The organism is Craterilacuibacter sp. (assembly GCF_051659485.1).
Taxonomy (GTDB): domain Bacteria; phylum Pseudomonadota; class Gammaproteobacteria; order Burkholderiales; family Chromobacteriaceae; genus Craterilacuibacter.
The window spans coordinates 1-15,299 of the sequence record NZ_JBOFOO010000347.1 but is presented as its reverse complement, the minus strand read 5'-3'; the positions used below and the strand labels follow the sequence as shown (position 1 = coordinate 15,299).

The following is a 15,299-nucleotide window of genomic DNA, read 5'->3' as shown; positions in this document are numbered from 1 at the left end:
CAGTATCACGATGTCGGGATGATGGCGGGATAGGGCTTGCGGCAGGCGCGCGAGGCCACCGGCGCTGGTTTCGCCCGACTGCGAGGCGTTAACCACCTTATATTTGGGGGGGAGGCGTTTCTCCAGTAGCGAGACCCAGCCTTGCCCCGGCTTGAGGCCGTAGCCTGCGGACAGGCTGTCGCCGAATACGAGCACGGTCGCCGCCTGCAAGGGGGCGATCCACAATACAAAACACAGCATAGCCAGACGGAACATGATGACTTCTTCGCGGGAAATGACATCCATTTTGAGTGCCAGTGCGCTGGGTAAGCAAGTCTCTTATCACGGCGAGACGCTGACCATCCTGCGCGAGGCGACGCTTTCGGTCGCACAAGGCGAGAGCATTGCCATTGTCGGAGCCTCCGGTTCGGGCAAGTCCAGCCTGCTGGCCATTCTCGCCGGCCTGGACCAGGCCAGTAGCGGCGACGTGTGCCTGTTCGGCCAGCATCTGTCGCGTCTGGATGAGGATGCGCGGGCAGCCTTGCGCCGTGCGCGGGTGGGGTTTGTCTTTCAGAACTTCCAGCTTTTGCCGCAATTAAGTGCACTGGAAAACGTGATGCTGCCGCTGGAGCTATGCGGGCACAAGGATGCCGAGGCACAGGCCGCTCAGCGCCTGGAGCGGGTGGGGCTGGGGCACCGCTTGCGCCATTATCCGCGCCATCTGTCAGGCGGCGAGCAGCAGCGCGTGGCACTGGCGCGCGCCTTTGTGACCAATCCCGAGATTCTGTTTGCCGATGAGCCTACCGGCAGTCTGGACCCGGCCTCGGGCGAGCAGGTGATCGAGCTTTTGTTCCGGATGAATGCCGAGCAGGGCACGGCACTGGTGCTGGTGACGCATGACACCGATCTGGCGGCGCGTTGCGATGCGATCTACCGCCTGCATGACGGGCGTTTGCAGGGGGCGCTTGGATGAATTTATGGCAACGCGGGATGTTTGCGCTGCGCCTGTTGCTGCGCGAATGGCGCTCGGGCGAATTGGGTGTGCTATTGCTGGCGCTGGTGGTGGCGGTGGGTGCCATGACCAGCGTGGCGTTTTTTGCCGACCGGGTCGAACGCGGGTTGAGCCAGCAAAGCGCGCGTCTGCTGGCTGCCGATGTGGTGGTCAATGCCAACGCGCCCCTGCCCGCTGCATGGCAGGGCGAGGCACAGAAGCTGGGCTTGAGGCTGGCCAGTAGCGTCAGTTTTCCGTCCATGAGTTTTGCCGGCAAGGAAGCGGCGCTGTCCAACCTGAAGGCGGTTAGCGCGGCCTATCCGCTGCGCGGCGAAGTCAGTGTGCGTCTGGCTGACGGGACGGTGCGCGAGGGGGCATTTGCGCCGGCGGCCGGCGAAGCCTGGGTCGATGCGCGGCTCTTGTCGCGCCTCAAGCTGAAACTGGGGGAGCGCCTGAGTGTGGGGCGCTTGCAGCTGCTGATTGCCGGCGAAATCCTGCGCGAGCCGGATGGTGCGCTGGACTTATACAATTTCGTGCCGCGGCTGGTGTTCAATCAGGCCGATCTGGCCGCCAGCGGGCTGATACAGGAAGGCAGCCGCGCGCGCTACCGGCTGATGGTGGCCGGCGAGGGCCGTGCGGTGGAGGCATTCCGGCGCTGGGCCGGTAGCCGGCTCGAGCCCGGCATGCGGCTGGAAAATATAGAAGAAGCCCGCCCCGAGGTGAAGACAGCACTGGAGCGGGCGCGCCGTTTTCTGGGGATCGCCACCATGCTGACGGTGGCGCTGGCAGCGGCGGCGGTTGGCGATGGCGGTGCGCCGTTATCTGGCCCGCCACTGGCAGAGTGTGGCGGTGATGCGTTGCCTGGGGATGAGCTCGGGTGAGGTGTGGCAGGTATTTGCCTTGCTGTTCGCGCTGCTGGCACTCGCTTGCGGTGTGGCCGGGGCCGTGCTGGGTTATGGCCTGCAATGGCTGTTGATCAGTGTCGCCGCCGGTTGGGGCGTGGCCGAGCTACCGCCTGCCGCCTTGTGGCTATGGCTGCTGGGGCCGGTGTCGTCGCTGGTGTTGCTGCTGGGGCTGGCCTTGCCGCCGATTCTGGCCTTGCGGCAGGTGTCGCCGCTTCGGGTGATGCGTAGCGAAACGGGGTCGCCGCGTGTCGGGGCGCTGGCACCGGTACTGGCGCTGGCGGCTTTGCTGCTGCTGGCCGCGTGGCAGGTGGGTGATGTGACATTGGGCGGCTGGTTGCTGGCGGCGCTGGGCGGGTTTTTTGTCGCCGTGGCGCTGGTGAGCATGTTGTTGCTGGCGCTGGTGCGGCGTCTGGCCCGGCGCTCGGGTGCCCTGGGCTGGCGTCATGGTGTGGCTAATCTCGCGCGCCGGCCATGGCTGGCGCTGATCCAGCTGGTCGCGCTATCGGTGGGGCTGATGGCGCTATTGTTGCTGACCGTAGTGCGCGGTGACCTGATCAGCAGCTGGCAGGCCAGTATCCCGCCGGATGCGCCCAATAAGTTTGCCATCAATATTCAGGCCGACCAGCGCGCGGCGCTGACCGATAGCTTTGTGCAGCAGGGCATGACGGTGCCCGAGTTGTCGCCCATGGTGCGGGCGCGGCTGACGAGCATCAACGGCAAGGCCGTCAATCCGGCGCGTTTCAGCGACGAGCGCGCGCGGCGCTTGGCCGAGCGCGAATTTAACCTGTCGTGGCGCGATACCTTGCCGGCGGGTAACCAGATTGTCGCCGGACGCTGGTGGCAGGGGGCGAAAGCGCAGCCGCAGTTTTCGGTGGAAGCCGGTCTGGCCGAGACGCTGGGCATACGCCTGGGCGATACGCTGGCGTTCGATATTGCCGGCAGCCACTATCAGGCCAAGGTCACCAGCCTGCGCCAGGTGGCGTGGGACAATTTTCGCGCCAATTTCTTCGTGATTGCGCCACCGGCCTGGTTTGCCGGCGAGCGCGCCAGCTATATCACCAGCTTCCGGCTGGCAGCAGAGGACGAAGCCTTTGTCAGTAGTCTGCTATCACGCTTCCCCAACCTGACGGTGATCGATATCGGCGTGATCATCACCGAAGTGCGCGCGGTGATAGACCGGCTGTCGCGGGCGGTCGAGGTGATGTTCCTGCTGTCGCTGGCGGCCGGGGTGCTGGTGTTGTGGGCGACTTTTGCCGCCACACGCCACGAGCGCCTGGCCGATATGGGACTGATGCGTGCACTGGGCGCGTCGCGCGCGCAACTGCGTACGGTGCTGCTGTCGGAACTGGCCTTTATCGGAGCCTTGTCCGGCACGCTGGCTGGCGGTGGCGCGATGCTGACCGGGGCGCTGCTGGCCAGCGAGCTGTTGTCGCTGCCGTTTGCCCCCAATGGCTGGCTGCTGCCCGGCGGGGCGTTATTGGGCATCGTCATCGTATGTGGTGCCGGCTGGCCTTTGCTTGCCAAAGTCGTCAATGTGCCGCCGCTGGCGGTGCTAAGGGCGGAGTTGTGAAATAGGGACTAGGGAGTAGGGAATGGGTGTGTCCATTCCCCATTCCCCATTCCCCATTCCCTAATCCCGCCCTCGCCGCATGCGGCAATCTGGATCGACAAGGAAATCCATGGACCAACAAGTGCTGGCCGCAATGGCCAAGTGGCCGAATGTCCCTGCCGTCTATGGCTGGCTGGCGCTGGACGCGCGCGGGCAGTGGCGGCTTAAGGGCGAGGTCTTGAGCCAGCGTGCCTTGCTGGCTTTTTTCGGGCGCAACTATCAGTGCGGCACGGACGGGTGCTGGTGGGTGCAAAACGGGCCGCAGCGGGTGTATGTGGCGCTTGAGGCGGCGCCTTTAGTGCTGCGCCGCCACCCGGGGGCTTGGCAGGCCGCACCGACCGGTGAATTCGGGGCGGTGACGGCGCTCTACCTGACGCCCGAGGGCGAATGCTATGCCGCTTTTGCCGGCACGCTGGCGGCGGTGGATGACCGTGATCTGGCGCTGGTGCTGGATGAAATGCTGCCGCAGTGGGATGGCGAGGCCGCGTCCCTGCCGCCTGGCGTGCTGTGCGATGCGGTGCTGCTGCCCTTGACCCTGCAGACGCATGATGCGCTGTTGCGGCAATTCGGTGTCTGCCGTGTGCCGCTGGCGGATGCCGGTTAAGCGGTGCGGGTGGTATCATCTGCCATTATTCAATTGCTGGTTGACTTCGCTTCATGCGCATTCTGTTTGTTCGTTTTTTAGCCGCCATGCTTGCCGCCGCTGCCCTGTGGCTGGCGTGGGTAGTGGTCGTGCCCGTGTCGCTGCCGGCGACGCCTTATAACGTAACGGTTGGCCCCAACCGTACCCTGTCGCAAGTGGCACGGGTGCTGGAGAACGATGGCGTCATCCGTAACCGCTGGGTGATGGTGGCGCTGTCGCGCATGACCGGTGCCGATCGCAAGGTGAAAGCCGGCCTGTACGAGTTTTCCAGCCCGGTCGCGATGTGGGAAATCCTCAAGCGTCTGGCCGAGGGCAGTCCGGATCAGCCCAGCGTCACCGTGATCGAAGGCTGGACCTTCCGTCAGTTCCGTCAGGCGCTGGCCCGCGAGCGGGGGCTGGAGCAGGTTTCGGCCGCTTGGGACGAGGCGCGCATCATGGCGGAAATGGGCGCGACCGGTCAGGCTGCCGAAGGCATGTTTTTCCCCAGCACCTATTTTTATACGCCGGGCACCTCGGATATCGAGGTGCTGCGCCGTGCATACCGCACCATGCAGCAGAATCTGGAGTCGGCATGGAATTCGCGCCAAACCGGCATTCCGTATGGCTCGCCTTACGAGCTATTGACGATGGCCAGCCTGATCGAGAAGGAAACATCCAAGGATAGCGACCGGCCCATGGTGTCGTCGGTATTTGCCAACCGCCTCAAGATAGGCATGCGTTTGCAGACCGATCCATCGGTGATCTACGGCATGGGTGAGCGCTATCAGGGCCGTATCGGCAAGGAAGGGCTGCGCCGCGATACGCCTTACAATACCTATACCCGTGGCGGCCTGCCGCCGACACCGATTTCGCTGCCGGGGATGGCCGCCTTGCAGGCAGCGGCGCATCCGGTCGAGAGCCGTGCGCTGTATTTCGTTGCCAAGGGCAAGGGCGAGTCGCATTTCTCCGAGACGCTGGACGAACACAATGCCGCGGTGCGGCAGTACATTCTGAAGAAAGGGTCGTGATGCGGCCACGTTTCATTACGCTGGAAGGCGTAGACGGTGCGGGCAAGAGCACGCATCTGGGCTTTATCCGCGCGACACTGCTGACACTGGGCATCGATGCCTGCTTTACCCGCGAGCCCGGCGGCACCCGGCTTGGCGAGCGTTTGCGCGAACTCTTGCTGGCGGTGGAGACCGAGGTGTCGCTGGAGACCGAAACATTGCTGATGTTTGCTGCCCGGCAGCAGCATCTGGCCGAGGTGATACGTCCGGCGCTGGTCGCCGGGCGCTGGGTGGTATCCGACCGTTTTACCGACGCGACTTTTGCCTATCAGGGTGGTGGGCGCGGAGTGGCGAACGCGCGCATTGCAGTGCTGGAAGATTGGGTGCAGCAGGGCCTGCAGCCGGATCTGACCCTGTTGTTCGATGTGCCGACCGAGGTGGCTGCGCAGCGCATGGCGGCCACGCGCGAGCTGGACCGTTTCGAGCGCGAAGAGGGCGATTTTCACCGTCGCGTGCGTGCGGCTTATCTCGCACGCGCCGCCGATAATCCGCGCTTTTATGTGCTGGATTCCACCCGCAGCATCGCCGACATCCAGTCCGATATTGCGCAGCGTCTGGCACAGTTGGCGGAGCAGCCCTGATGCTGTATCCGTGGCAATTGGCTGACTGGCAGCGCATCGGCACCGAATTGACGCGCTTGCCCAATGCCTGGCTGTTTACCGGCATGGCCGGCAGCGGCAAGCTGGAGTTTGCCGAGCATCTGGCACAGGCGCTATTGTGCGACAGCCCACAAAGCGATCACTCGGCTTGTGGCCAGTGCGAGTCGTGCCGCTGGTTTGCCAGTGGCTCCCACCCCGATTTTCGCCGTCTGACGCCCATCGTCGAGAGTGAAGAAGAGGGCAAGGAAGGCAAGCCCACGCGCAAGCTGGCGCTGATCAAGATCGAGGCGGTGCGCGAGATTATCGAGTTTTTGCAACTCAGCTCGCACCGTCACGGCCAGCGCGTGGTGCTGGTGGAGCCGGCCGAGAGCCTGAATCTGGCATCGGCCAATGCCTTGCTCAAGGTATTGGAAGAGCCGCCACCCGATGTGATCTTCTTATTGGTGGCACATTCGCCACAACGTTTGCTACCCACCATCAAGAGCCGTTGCCGCCAGTATCCGCTGGCGCGTCCGTCACACGAGGTGGCGCTGGCATGGCTGAAATCGCAAGGCGTGGCGCGGGCCGAAATCGAGCTGGCACACAATGGCGGCGCGCCTTTGTTCAATCACGACCCGGCGCTGACGGCGGTGCGCGACCAGTTTGTTGCGGCGCTGGCCGCCCCCATGCTGACCAGCATGCTGAACATGGCCGAGCTGGTCGACAAGCATAAATTACCCTTGTCGGTGCCTCTGGACTGGCTGGCCAAGTGGCTGCATGACCTTGCCGGTTTGAGTCTGGCCCGCCGTCTCCGCTATTATCCAGAACATGCCGACGCGCTCTCGTCGCTGGCGCGGCGAGCCAAGTTGCCGGCGCTGATGCATTGCCAGAGCGAAGTCACCCGGCTAGTGCCTTTCGGTCAGCACACGCTGAATGTACGCCTGCAGCTTGAGGCCCTATTGATGGACTATCTCAAGGTATTGACCTGATATGACAAGTTTGGAAACGCCAGCCGAACGCAATGATCCCGTCGCCCGTGCCGGGGTATTGTCCTTATCCATACGCGAGCGCAGTGCACTGTTTTCGGCCTACATGCCTTTTCTCAAGAATGGCGGGGTATTTATCCCGTCTGCGCGCGAATACACCTTGGGTGACGAGGTGTTTTTGCTGCTGACGCTGATGGATGATGTGCAGAAAGTCGCAGTGCAGGGCAAGGTGGTGTGGCTGACACCGGCCGGCGCCAACAATAACCGCACTCAGGGCGTGGGCGTCGAGTTTGCCGCCGGGGATGCCGGCATACAGGCCCGCGACCGGATAGAAAAGCTGCTGGGCGGGGTGCTCAACTCCAGCCGTAATACACATACCATGTAATTAAGGGGATCCGGAATCCGGGAACAGGGATCCGGCGTGTTGATGCTACTGTGCCCTGTTCCCTAGTCCCGAAAGAAAAACCATGCTTGTCGATTCCCACTGCCATCTGAATTTCCCCGATCTGGTCGCCCGTCTGCCCGAGGTGCTGGCCAATATGCAGGCGGCCGGGGTGACGCACGCCATGGTCATCGGGGTGGCCATGCCCGAGTATCCGGCGGTGCTGGCACTGGCCGAAACCCATGGCAACCTGTTTGCCACCGTGGGGGTGCATCCCGATAGCCAGGAGGCCGAGGTGCCGACCGAGGACGAGCTGGTCGCACTAGCCGCCCATCCTAGGGTGGTGGGTATCGGTGAAACCGGCCTCGACTATCACTGGTGCAAGGGCGATCTGGCATGGCAGCACGAGCGTTTTCAGCGCCATATCCGCGCCGCCCGCCGCGCCGGCCTGCCGCTGGTGATCCATACCCGCGAGTCGGCCGAGGATACGCTGGCCATCATGCGCGCCGAAGATGCGGGTGCTGCCGGTGGCGTGATGCACTGCTTTACCGAAAATTGGGATGTGGCCCGCGCGGCGCTGGATCTGGGTTTCTATATTTCGCTGTCCGGCATCGTGACTTTCAAAAACGCCAAAATCATTCACGAGGTGGCGCAGAAAGTGCCGCTGGACCGCTTGCTGGTGGAAACCGATTCGCCGTATCTGGCGCCGGTGCCGTATCGCGGCAAGACCAATGAGCCGGCTTTTGTGCGCCATGTGGCCGAACACATCGCCACCTTGCGCGGCATCCGCTTCGAAGAGGTCGCCGCGGCCACCACCGACAATTATTTCCGCCTGTTTGCCAAGGCCGGAGCCCAGCGTGTCTGAGCGCGGCAGTATTACCCTGCTCGGTTGCGGCTCCAGTTCCGGCACGCCGGCCGTAGGCTGTGTCTGCCCGACGTGTACCTCGGACAATCCGAAAAACCAGCGTACCCGCTGCTCGGCCTATATCCGCGCAGGCGGCCTGGGGCTATTGATAGATACCGGACCGGACCTGCGGGCGCAGGCGCTACGCGAGGGCATCAGCCGGGTCGATGCCGTGCTGTATACCCACCCGCATGCCGACCACCTCAACGGCATCGATGATCTGCGTGCTTTTTGCTATGTGAAGCGCGGGCCCATCGACCTGCTGGGTAATAGTTTTACCATGGACAATATCCGCGCCCGCTTCGGCTATGGCCTGATGCCGGCTTCGCCGGTATGGGACAAGCCGGTGCTGGTGCCGCACGATGTAGAAGGGCCGCTGACCCTCGCCGGTCTGGGCATTACGCCGATTCCGCTGCAGCACGGTCATTGGCCTTGTCTGGGCTGGCGCATCGGCGACATGGCCTGGCTGACCGATGTCTCGGCCATCCCCGAGGAGAGTCTGGCCCTGCTCGATGGCGTGCGCCTGCTGTTTCTCGACTGCCTGCGCGAGGCGCCGTATTTTTCCCATCTGTCGTTTACACAGGCGCTGTCGTGGGCTGCGCGTATCGGTGCCGAACGTACCGTGCTGATTCACATGACCCACGAGCTGGAATTCGCTGCCTTGTCGGCGCGTTGCCCACCCGGCGTTGAAGTCGGCTTCGATGGTTTGCAGCTGGATTTTGATGTCAAAAAAATACAAATGTAATTTAATTGATTGCTAAGCAATGACATAAGTATTTTATATGGTAGAGACTGCTTGCCTTGTTGACTATCAGTAAAGCCCCCTTATAAATTCCATGTTTCTAGTTAAAAGAACAAGGAGAGGCGTATGGCTTTACGATCCCCTTTGCCGATGTGGGCAAAAATTCTGATCGGTCTGGTTTCAGGTGTAGCAGTCGGCTTTCTGGCGGGTGACTGGGCGCATTATCTCAAGCCGGTTGGCGACCTGTTTATCACCCTGATCCGTATGGTGGTGTTGCCGGTGATCTTTGTATCGCTGGTGTGCGGCGTGACCGCGATGCGTGACCTGAAAAAAATGGGGCGCGTGGCAGGCAAGACCATGCTGCTGTATATGCTGACCATGGCGCTGGCCGGTGCGCTATCGATGACGATCGCCGGTTATCTGGGCATCGGCTCGGGCCTTGGCTACACCCTTCCTGCCGTGGCGCAAACCGCCGAGGTGCCGTCCTTTGTCGACACCATCATGAGCATCGTGCCGGCCAACCCGTTCAAGGCCTTTGCCGATGGCGCCATCCTGCCGGTGATCGTGTTTGCGATCTTCTTCGGCCTGTCCATCAATCTGGCCGGCAAGCAGGGTGAAGTGGTGGCGGATTTCTTCCGCTCGCTCAACCATGTCGTATTCCAGCTGGTGAATATCGCGCTGGCTTTTGCGCCTTATGGCGTGTTTGCGCTGATGGCCTATGTCACCGCCGACAACGGCTTTGCCATCCTGTCGGGTCTGGCTGCGCTGGTGGGGACGATCTATTTTGCCTGCTTTGTCATGCTGACCGTGGTCTATAGCATGTTGCTGCTGGTGTTCGGCCTCAACCCGTGGCACTTCATCCGCAAGATGCTGCCGGTGCAGCTGTTTGCCTTTTCCACCACCAGCTCCAACGCGACCCTGCCGCTCAACCTCAAGGCAGCGGAAACCCAGTTGGGCGTGCATAACAGCATCGCTTCCTTTGTACTGCCGCTGGGCGCGACGGTGAATATGAATGGCCTGGCCACCTATCTGGGCGCGGTCGCGATCTTTGCCGCCAATGCCTACGGTATCGAGCTGTCCATGATGCAGAAAATCACCGTGGTACTGACCACGACGCTGGCCGCCATCGGTGCGGCCGGTGTGCCGGGCACCGGCCTGGTGGTGATGAGTCTGGTGCTGTCGTCGGTGGGCCTGCCGCTGGAAGTGATCGCGGCGATTGCGGCCGTTGACCGCATCATCGATATGATCAATACCCCGACCAATGTCTCGGGCGACACGCTGGCCGCTGTTCTGGTGGCCAAGAGCGAGGGCGAGCTGGAGATGGCGGTGTATGCGGGCGATTTCGAATTGCCCGAAGAACAGGTGGTTTGAGCCTGCTGCTGATTAAAAAGGGAAGCCTGACGGCTTCCCTTTTTTTTATCCGGTTCCTGATCTGCTGCTGTGGTTCAGAAACGGCGCGTGAGTCCGGCCTTGTGCAGGATGGTGGTCGAGATTTCCTCTATCGACTTGTGGGTGGTGCTGATAAACGGAATGCCGTGCTGGCGGAACATCGACTCGGCCTCGTTGACCTCGGAGCGGCAGTTTTCCATGCTGGCGTAAGGGGAGTCGCGGCGGCGCTCGGAGCGGATATTGTGCAGGCGTAGCGGATCTATGGTCAGGCCGAAGATCTTGTTGCGGAAGGGCAGCAGGGTCTTGGGCAGGGTCGGGCAGCCCAGGTCTTCCGGCGTCAGCGGATAGTTGGCGGCCTTGACGCCGTATTGCAGCGCCAGATACAGGCAGCTCGGGGTTTTGCCCGAGCGCGATACGCCGACCAGAATCACATCGGCTTCTTCCAGATCCTTCAGCTTCACCCCGTCATCGTGATCCAGCGAAAAATTAACCGCCGCCATGCGCGAGTCGTAACGCGCCTCGTTGACTAGCCCATGGGTTTTGCCGATGGATTGCGATGCCTTTTGCCCCAGCTCGCTTTCAATCTGGCCGATAAAGCTTTCAAAAAAATCGATGGACAGTGCGCAATCCAGCTTCAGCTGCGCGCGCACCTCGGGATTGATGATGCTGGTAAACAGCAAGGGGCGGTGATGATCGCTGGCGGCGCGGCTGCAGATTTTCTGTGCGACTTCGGCGGCTTTTTCAACGGTATCGATGTAGGGAATCGTCTCGCGCTTGAATTCCTGCATGTCGAATTGCGTCAGCAAGGTAGAGCCCATGGCCTCGGCGGTAATGCCGGTGCGGTCGGAAACAAAGAAAGCGGAGCGGCGGTGTGGCATGAGTGCACCTGTCTTGAGCGGGTAAGGTAGTCGGCTTTGTTGCCATTATATCGCGCTTGGCCGCTTCACCGCATGCAATGCCATATGAAAGCGTTGGCTAATGATGCACTGCAAAACGTTAGCCAGAAGGCAAGGTATTCGTATAGAATTCTGGGCTTGATATCATCCCAATCCACTACAGGAAGAAGAAGTGATGGCTGAGAGCTACGTGATCTGGTTCGAGAAGCTGCGCATGACTGACGTTGAACAGGTAGGCGGCAAGAACGCTTCCCTCGGTGAAATGATCAGCCAGCTTGCCGGTTCCGGTGTACGAGTCCCCGGTGGTTTTGCCACTACGGCTGACGCATACCGCGTCTTTCTCAATCACAATGGTCTGGCTGACCGCATCAATGCGAAGCTGAACCAGCTTGATATCGACGATGTGACCGAACTGGCACGCGTGGGTAAAGAGATCCGTCAATGGATCATCGATACCCCGTTCCCTGCCAAGCTGGATGCCGACATCAAGCAAGCCTGGGACCAGATGGTGGCCGAAGCCGGCGGTGCCGATATTTCGGTGGCCGTGCGCTCTTCCGCCACGGCTGAAGACTTGCCGGATGCTTCGTTCGCCGGCCAGCAAGAAACCTTCCTGAATATCCGCGGCCTTGAAAACGTCAAGGACGCGATGAAGCATGTCTTTGCTTCGCTGTATAACGACCGTGCCATTTCCTACCGCGTGCACAAGGGCTTCGCCCACGACGTGGTGGCCTTGTCCGCCGGTGTGCAGCGCATGGTGCGCTCCGATCTGGGTGCGGCCGGTGTGATGTTTACCATCGACACCGAGTCCGGTTTTGACCAGGTGGTCTTCATCACCTCGTCTTATGGTCTGGGCGAAACCGTGGTGCAAGGCGCGGTCAATCCCGACGAATTCTATGTCCACAAGCCAACGCTGGCTGCCGGCCGTCCTGCCATCCTGCGCAAGACCATGGGCTCCAAGCTGCTGAAAATGGAATTCACCGATGCGTCGCAAGCCGGCCGTTCGGTGCGCACCATCGACGTATCCGCCGCCGAGCAGAAGCAGTTCTCCATCACCGATGCCGAAGTTGCCGAGCTGGCGCACTACGCCCAGATCATCGAAAAGCACTATCAGCGTGCGATGGATATCGAGTGGGGCCGTGACGGTATCGACGGCAAGCTGTACATCCTGCAAGCCCGTCCCGAAACGGTGAAGTCGCAGGAAAACCGTGTCGACACCCTGCGCCGCTACCGCCTGAACAGCAAGGCTGCCGTGCTGGTCGAAGGCCGTGCCATTGGCCAGAAAATCGGTCAGGGCGTGGTGCGTCTGGTGCGCGATGTGTCCGAAATGGACAGCGTCAAGCCCGGCGATGTACTGGTGACCGACATGACCGACCCGGATTGGGAGCCGGTCATGAAGCGTGCGGCGGCGATTGTCACCAATCGTGGCGGCCGTACCTGCCACGCCGCGATTATCGCGCGTGAACTGGGTATCCCTGCCGTTGTCGGTTGCGGCGATGCCACCCGCGTGCTGCGCGACGGCATGGAAGTGACCGTATCCTGCGCCGAAGGCGATGCCGGCCTGATCTACGACGGCCTGCTGGATATCGAAATCATCGATCTGAAGCTCGACTCCATGCCCAAGAGCCCGGTCAAGATCATGATGAACGTGGGCAACCCGGAACTGGCCTTCGACTTCGCCCAGTTGCCGAACGCCGGCGTGGGTCTGGCACGGATGGAATTCGTGATCAACCGCCAGATCGGTATCCACCCGAAAGCGCTGCTCGAGTTCGACCGCCAGTCGGCCGAACTGCAGGCGGTGATCCGCGAGCGTATCGCCGGTTACGCCAGCCCGGTTGACTTCTACGTCGACAAGCTGGCCGAAGGCATCTCCACGCTGGCCGCCGCTTTCTCCCCGAAAAAGGTCATTGTGCGCATGTCCGACTTCAAGTCGAACGAATACGCCAACCTGATCGGCGGCAGCCTGTACGAGCCGCACGAAGAAAACCCGATGATCGGTTTCCGTGGTGCCGCGCGTTATATCGCACCGGCCTTCCGCGACTGCTTCGAGCTTGAGTGCCGCGCGATGAAGAAGGTGCGCGACGACATGGGTCTGACCAATGTCGAAGTGATGATCCCGTTCGTGCGCACCCTGAGCGAAGCGCGTCAGGTCGTGGAAATTCTGGAAAGCTTCGGCCTCAAGCGTGGCGAAAACGGCCTGCGCCTGATCATGATGTGCGAGCTGCCATCCAACGCCATTCTGGCCGAGCAGTTCCTCGAATACTTCGACGGCTTCTCCATCGGTTCCAACGATATGACCCAGCTGACGCTGGGCGTGGATCGCGACTCCGGCGGCCCGATTGCGACTACGTTCGACGAACGCGACGACGCAGTCAAAGCCATGCTGGCGATGGCGATCAAGGCCTGCCGCAAGCTGGATAAATATATCGGCATCTGCGGCCAAGGCCCGTCCGATCATCCGGACTTCGCCAAGTGGCTGGTCGAGCAGGGTATTGAAACCATCTCGCTCAACCCGGACACCGTGGTCGAGACCTGGATCTATCTGGCCAAGGAACTGAACGCGTAAGCGTCGGTTTCCGGCAAAAAACCGCCCCGCCTCACGGCTAGGGCGGTTTTTTATGGCGCTGTCCCCGCGGGGTGTTGCTGCTTAGGAATTTCAGCGTACGGTCAGCGACGCCGTCTTTGCGGCTGCCGCTATCATCAGGCGCCACATGCAAGCCGGGCATCCGCTTGCTTATGCCCGTATTATTCAATTTTTTATCAATTGTGAGCACACCCTTACTTGTTTGAGTTGCCAATCAGAAGGATGGAAGTATGAGAACGCTACTGCTGCTGGAAGACGAGGCCGAACTGCGCGAGGAGCTGGCCGACTTTCTGCAGGATAGAGGCTGGACGGTACTGGAAGCCGGCACGGTGGCGCAAAGCCTGCCTTTGCTGGGCAAGGTCGATATCGCCATCTGCGATGTGATGCTGCCGGATGGTAGTGGTTTTGACGTGGCCAGCCGTTTGCAGCGCGAGCACCCCGGCTGCGGCGTACTGATGCTGACGGCGCTGGGCAGTCACCGCGATCTGGTGTACGGGCTGGAACAAGGCGCCGACCACTATCTAGTCAAACCGGTGAACTTGCTGCAGCTGGATGCGACCCTGCATGCACTGGCGCGCCGGGTGCAGCCGCGCTCGTGGTGCCTGGATCGCGCGCAGCGGCAGTTACGGGCTCCGGATGGCAGTGCGCTGGAATTGTCGGCGGCCGAGCTGAAATTTCTCGGCCTCCTGGCTTCGCTTCAGGGCGAGCCCGCCAGCCGGCGCGAGATCGTCGCGGCCCTGGGTTACGACTGGCTCGACTACGACCAGCGCCGCCTCGATACCCTGATCAGCCGCTTGCGCCTGCGCTGGAAACAAGAATGCGGCCGCGAGCTACCGCTCAAAACCATGCACCGCGCAGGCTATGCACTGACCGTGGCTGTGACGCTTTCCTGAACCGGGGCTTGTAGCGGCAGGCGCAGCGTAGCGCGGCAGCCGCCGGGCGGCAGGTTGTTAAGCGTCAGCGTGCCGCCTTGCCAGGCCATCATCTGGCGCGCCAGCGGCAGGCCCTGGCCGGTTCCGGCCTGCGTGTGGCTGCCTCGCCCCCGGTAACCATGCTCGAATACCTGCGCCAGCTCGTCCGGGTCTATGCCCGGCCCGTTGTCGCTGATCTCCAGAATCAGCGCCCCCTGTTCCTGCCGGCCGCCAAGCACGATATGGCTGCCGGCGGGCGTGTACTTGACCGCATTGTCCGCCAGCGTGCGTAGCGCCAGCATGGTTAGCTGCGGGTCGCAATTCCAGCTTTGCGGCAAGCCGCTGCTGTCGACCTCGATGCGGTGTTCGTCCGACACCGCCTGTGCCGCCCGCGCCGCATCTTCCAGCAGCGCGCCAGGGGCGCAGGCCTGTGTTTCGGCGCGGTGGCGCAAGAGCGTCAAGCGTTTTTCATTCAGCGTGTCATGCAGCAATAGCGCCAGCCGGCGGCTGGCGTTGAGGATTTTCTCGTAGCGGCGGCGCGTGCGCGCGTCGGTCGGGGTATCTTGCGGCGCACTCAGCAGCAGGTTTTGTGCGGCCGTGTCGATCACCGCCAGCGGGGTGCGTAATTCGTGCGATACCGTTGCCAGAAACTGCTGCTGTTGCTGCTGTGCATGGCGCTCCAGCAGCAGCGCGGCTTCCACCTGCGCCATCGCCTCGCTTAATGCCGCCGTGCGTGCAGCCACCTCTTGTTCCAGCC

The 15,299-nt window shown here is 61.9% G+C and carries 16 protein-coding genes; 13 read left to right on the top strand and 3 right to left on the bottom strand.

The features are described from left to right. Positions 1-285 (bottom strand): GDSL-type esterase/lipase family protein (locus ACRC1E_RS11905; RefSeq protein ID WP_438515309.1); only part of this gene is annotated, 285 nt, incomplete at its 3' end. Here ACRC1E_RS11905 and ACRC1E_RS11900 point away from each other — a divergent pair. The 11 genes from ACRC1E_RS11900 to ACRC1E_RS11850 all read left to right on the top strand — a co-directional run bounded on the left by ACRC1E_RS11900 (position 275) and on the right by ACRC1E_RS11850 (position 10,136). After that, positions 275-952, top strand: coding sequence for an ABC transporter ATP-binding protein (locus tag ACRC1E_RS11900; RefSeq protein WP_438515308.1), 678 nt, complete (start codon positions 275-277; stop codon positions 950-952). The genes ACRC1E_RS11905 and ACRC1E_RS11900 overlap by 11 nt on opposite strands. Then, complete coding sequence (locus ACRC1E_RS11895) at positions 949-1,851, top strand: ABC transporter permease (protein WP_438515307.1); 903 nt, start codon at positions 949-951, stop codon at positions 1,849-1,851. Before ACRC1E_RS11900 ends, ACRC1E_RS11895 begins: the two co-directional genes overlap by 4 nt. Continuing rightward, entirely contained in the window at positions 1,775-3,445 is a 1,671-nt protein-coding gene (locus tag ACRC1E_RS11890) for an ABC transporter permease (RefSeq protein WP_438515306.1), read from the top strand. Before ACRC1E_RS11895 ends, ACRC1E_RS11890 begins: the two co-directional genes overlap by 77 nt. Before the next feature lie 109 nt (positions 3,446-3,554). Then, positions 3,555-4,088, top strand: a complete 534-nt coding sequence (locus ACRC1E_RS11885) for a DUF2946 family protein (protein ID WP_438515305.1) — start codon at positions 3,555-3,557, stop codon at positions 4,086-4,088. A 53-nt stretch (positions 4,089-4,141) separates the two neighbouring features. Then, a complete protein-coding gene (gene mltG, locus ACRC1E_RS11880) occupies positions 4,142-5,134 on the top strand; it encodes an endolytic transglycosylase MltG (protein ID WP_438515304.1) in 993 nt (330 codons plus the stop codon). Continuing rightward, complete coding sequence (gene tmk, locus ACRC1E_RS11875) at positions 5,134-5,754, top strand: dTMP kinase (RefSeq protein ID WP_438515303.1); 621 nt, start codon at positions 5,134-5,136, stop codon at positions 5,752-5,754. Before mltG ends, tmk begins: the two co-directional genes overlap by 1 nt. Beyond that, positions 5,754-6,740, top strand: coding sequence for a DNA polymerase III subunit delta' (locus ACRC1E_RS11870; protein WP_438515302.1), 987 nt, complete (start codon positions 5,754-5,756; stop codon positions 6,738-6,740). The genes tmk and ACRC1E_RS11870 overlap by 1 nt, the downstream gene beginning before the upstream one ends. A 1-nt stretch (position 6,741) precedes the next feature. After that, positions 6,742-7,122, top strand: a complete 381-nt coding sequence (locus ACRC1E_RS11865) for a PilZ domain-containing protein (RefSeq protein ID WP_438515301.1) — start codon at positions 6,742-6,744, stop codon at positions 7,120-7,122. Between the two features lie 82 nt (positions 7,123-7,204). Further along, complete coding sequence (locus ACRC1E_RS11860; RefSeq protein WP_438515300.1) at positions 7,205-7,984, top strand: TatD family hydrolase; 780 nt, start codon at positions 7,205-7,207, stop codon at positions 7,982-7,984. Continuing rightward, positions 7,977-8,768, top strand: coding sequence for an MBL fold metallo-hydrolase (locus ACRC1E_RS11855; RefSeq protein ID WP_438515299.1), 792 nt, complete (start codon positions 7,977-7,979; stop codon positions 8,766-8,768). The genes ACRC1E_RS11860 and ACRC1E_RS11855 overlap by 8 nt, the downstream gene beginning before the upstream one ends. A gap of 123 nt (positions 8,769-8,891) precedes the next feature. After that, a complete protein-coding gene (locus ACRC1E_RS11850; protein ID WP_438515298.1) occupies positions 8,892-10,136 on the top strand; it encodes a dicarboxylate/amino acid:cation symporter in 1,245 nt (414 codons plus the stop codon). Between the two features lie 74 nt (positions 10,137-10,210). Here the strand turns inward: ACRC1E_RS11850 and ppsR are convergent, their stop codons facing one another. After that, positions 10,211-11,032: a posphoenolpyruvate synthetase regulatory kinase/phosphorylase PpsR gene (gene ppsR, locus ACRC1E_RS11845; protein WP_438515297.1), complete on the bottom strand. Its 822-nt coding sequence runs from the start codon at positions 11,030-11,032 to the stop codon at positions 10,211-10,213. A gap of 193 nt (positions 11,033-11,225) precedes the next feature. Here ppsR and ppsA point away from each other — a divergent pair, with 193 nt between their 5' ends. After that, positions 11,226-13,613: a phosphoenolpyruvate synthase gene (ppsA, locus tag ACRC1E_RS11840; protein ID WP_438515296.1), complete on the top strand. Its 2,388-nt coding sequence runs from the start codon at positions 11,226-11,228 to the stop codon at positions 13,611-13,613. A gap of 248 nt (positions 13,614-13,861) precedes the next feature. Next, positions 13,862-14,524 carry a response regulator transcription factor gene (locus ACRC1E_RS11835; protein ID WP_438515295.1) on the top strand — a complete coding sequence of 221 codons (663 nt, stop codon included), beginning with the start codon at positions 13,862-13,864 and terminating at the stop codon, positions 14,522-14,524. Here the strand turns inward: ACRC1E_RS11835 and ACRC1E_RS11830 are convergent. Next, positions 14,491-15,299: sensor histidine kinase (locus ACRC1E_RS11830; protein WP_438515294.1), on the bottom strand; the 809-nt coding region annotated here is incomplete at its 5' end. The genes ACRC1E_RS11835 and ACRC1E_RS11830 overlap by 34 nt on opposite strands.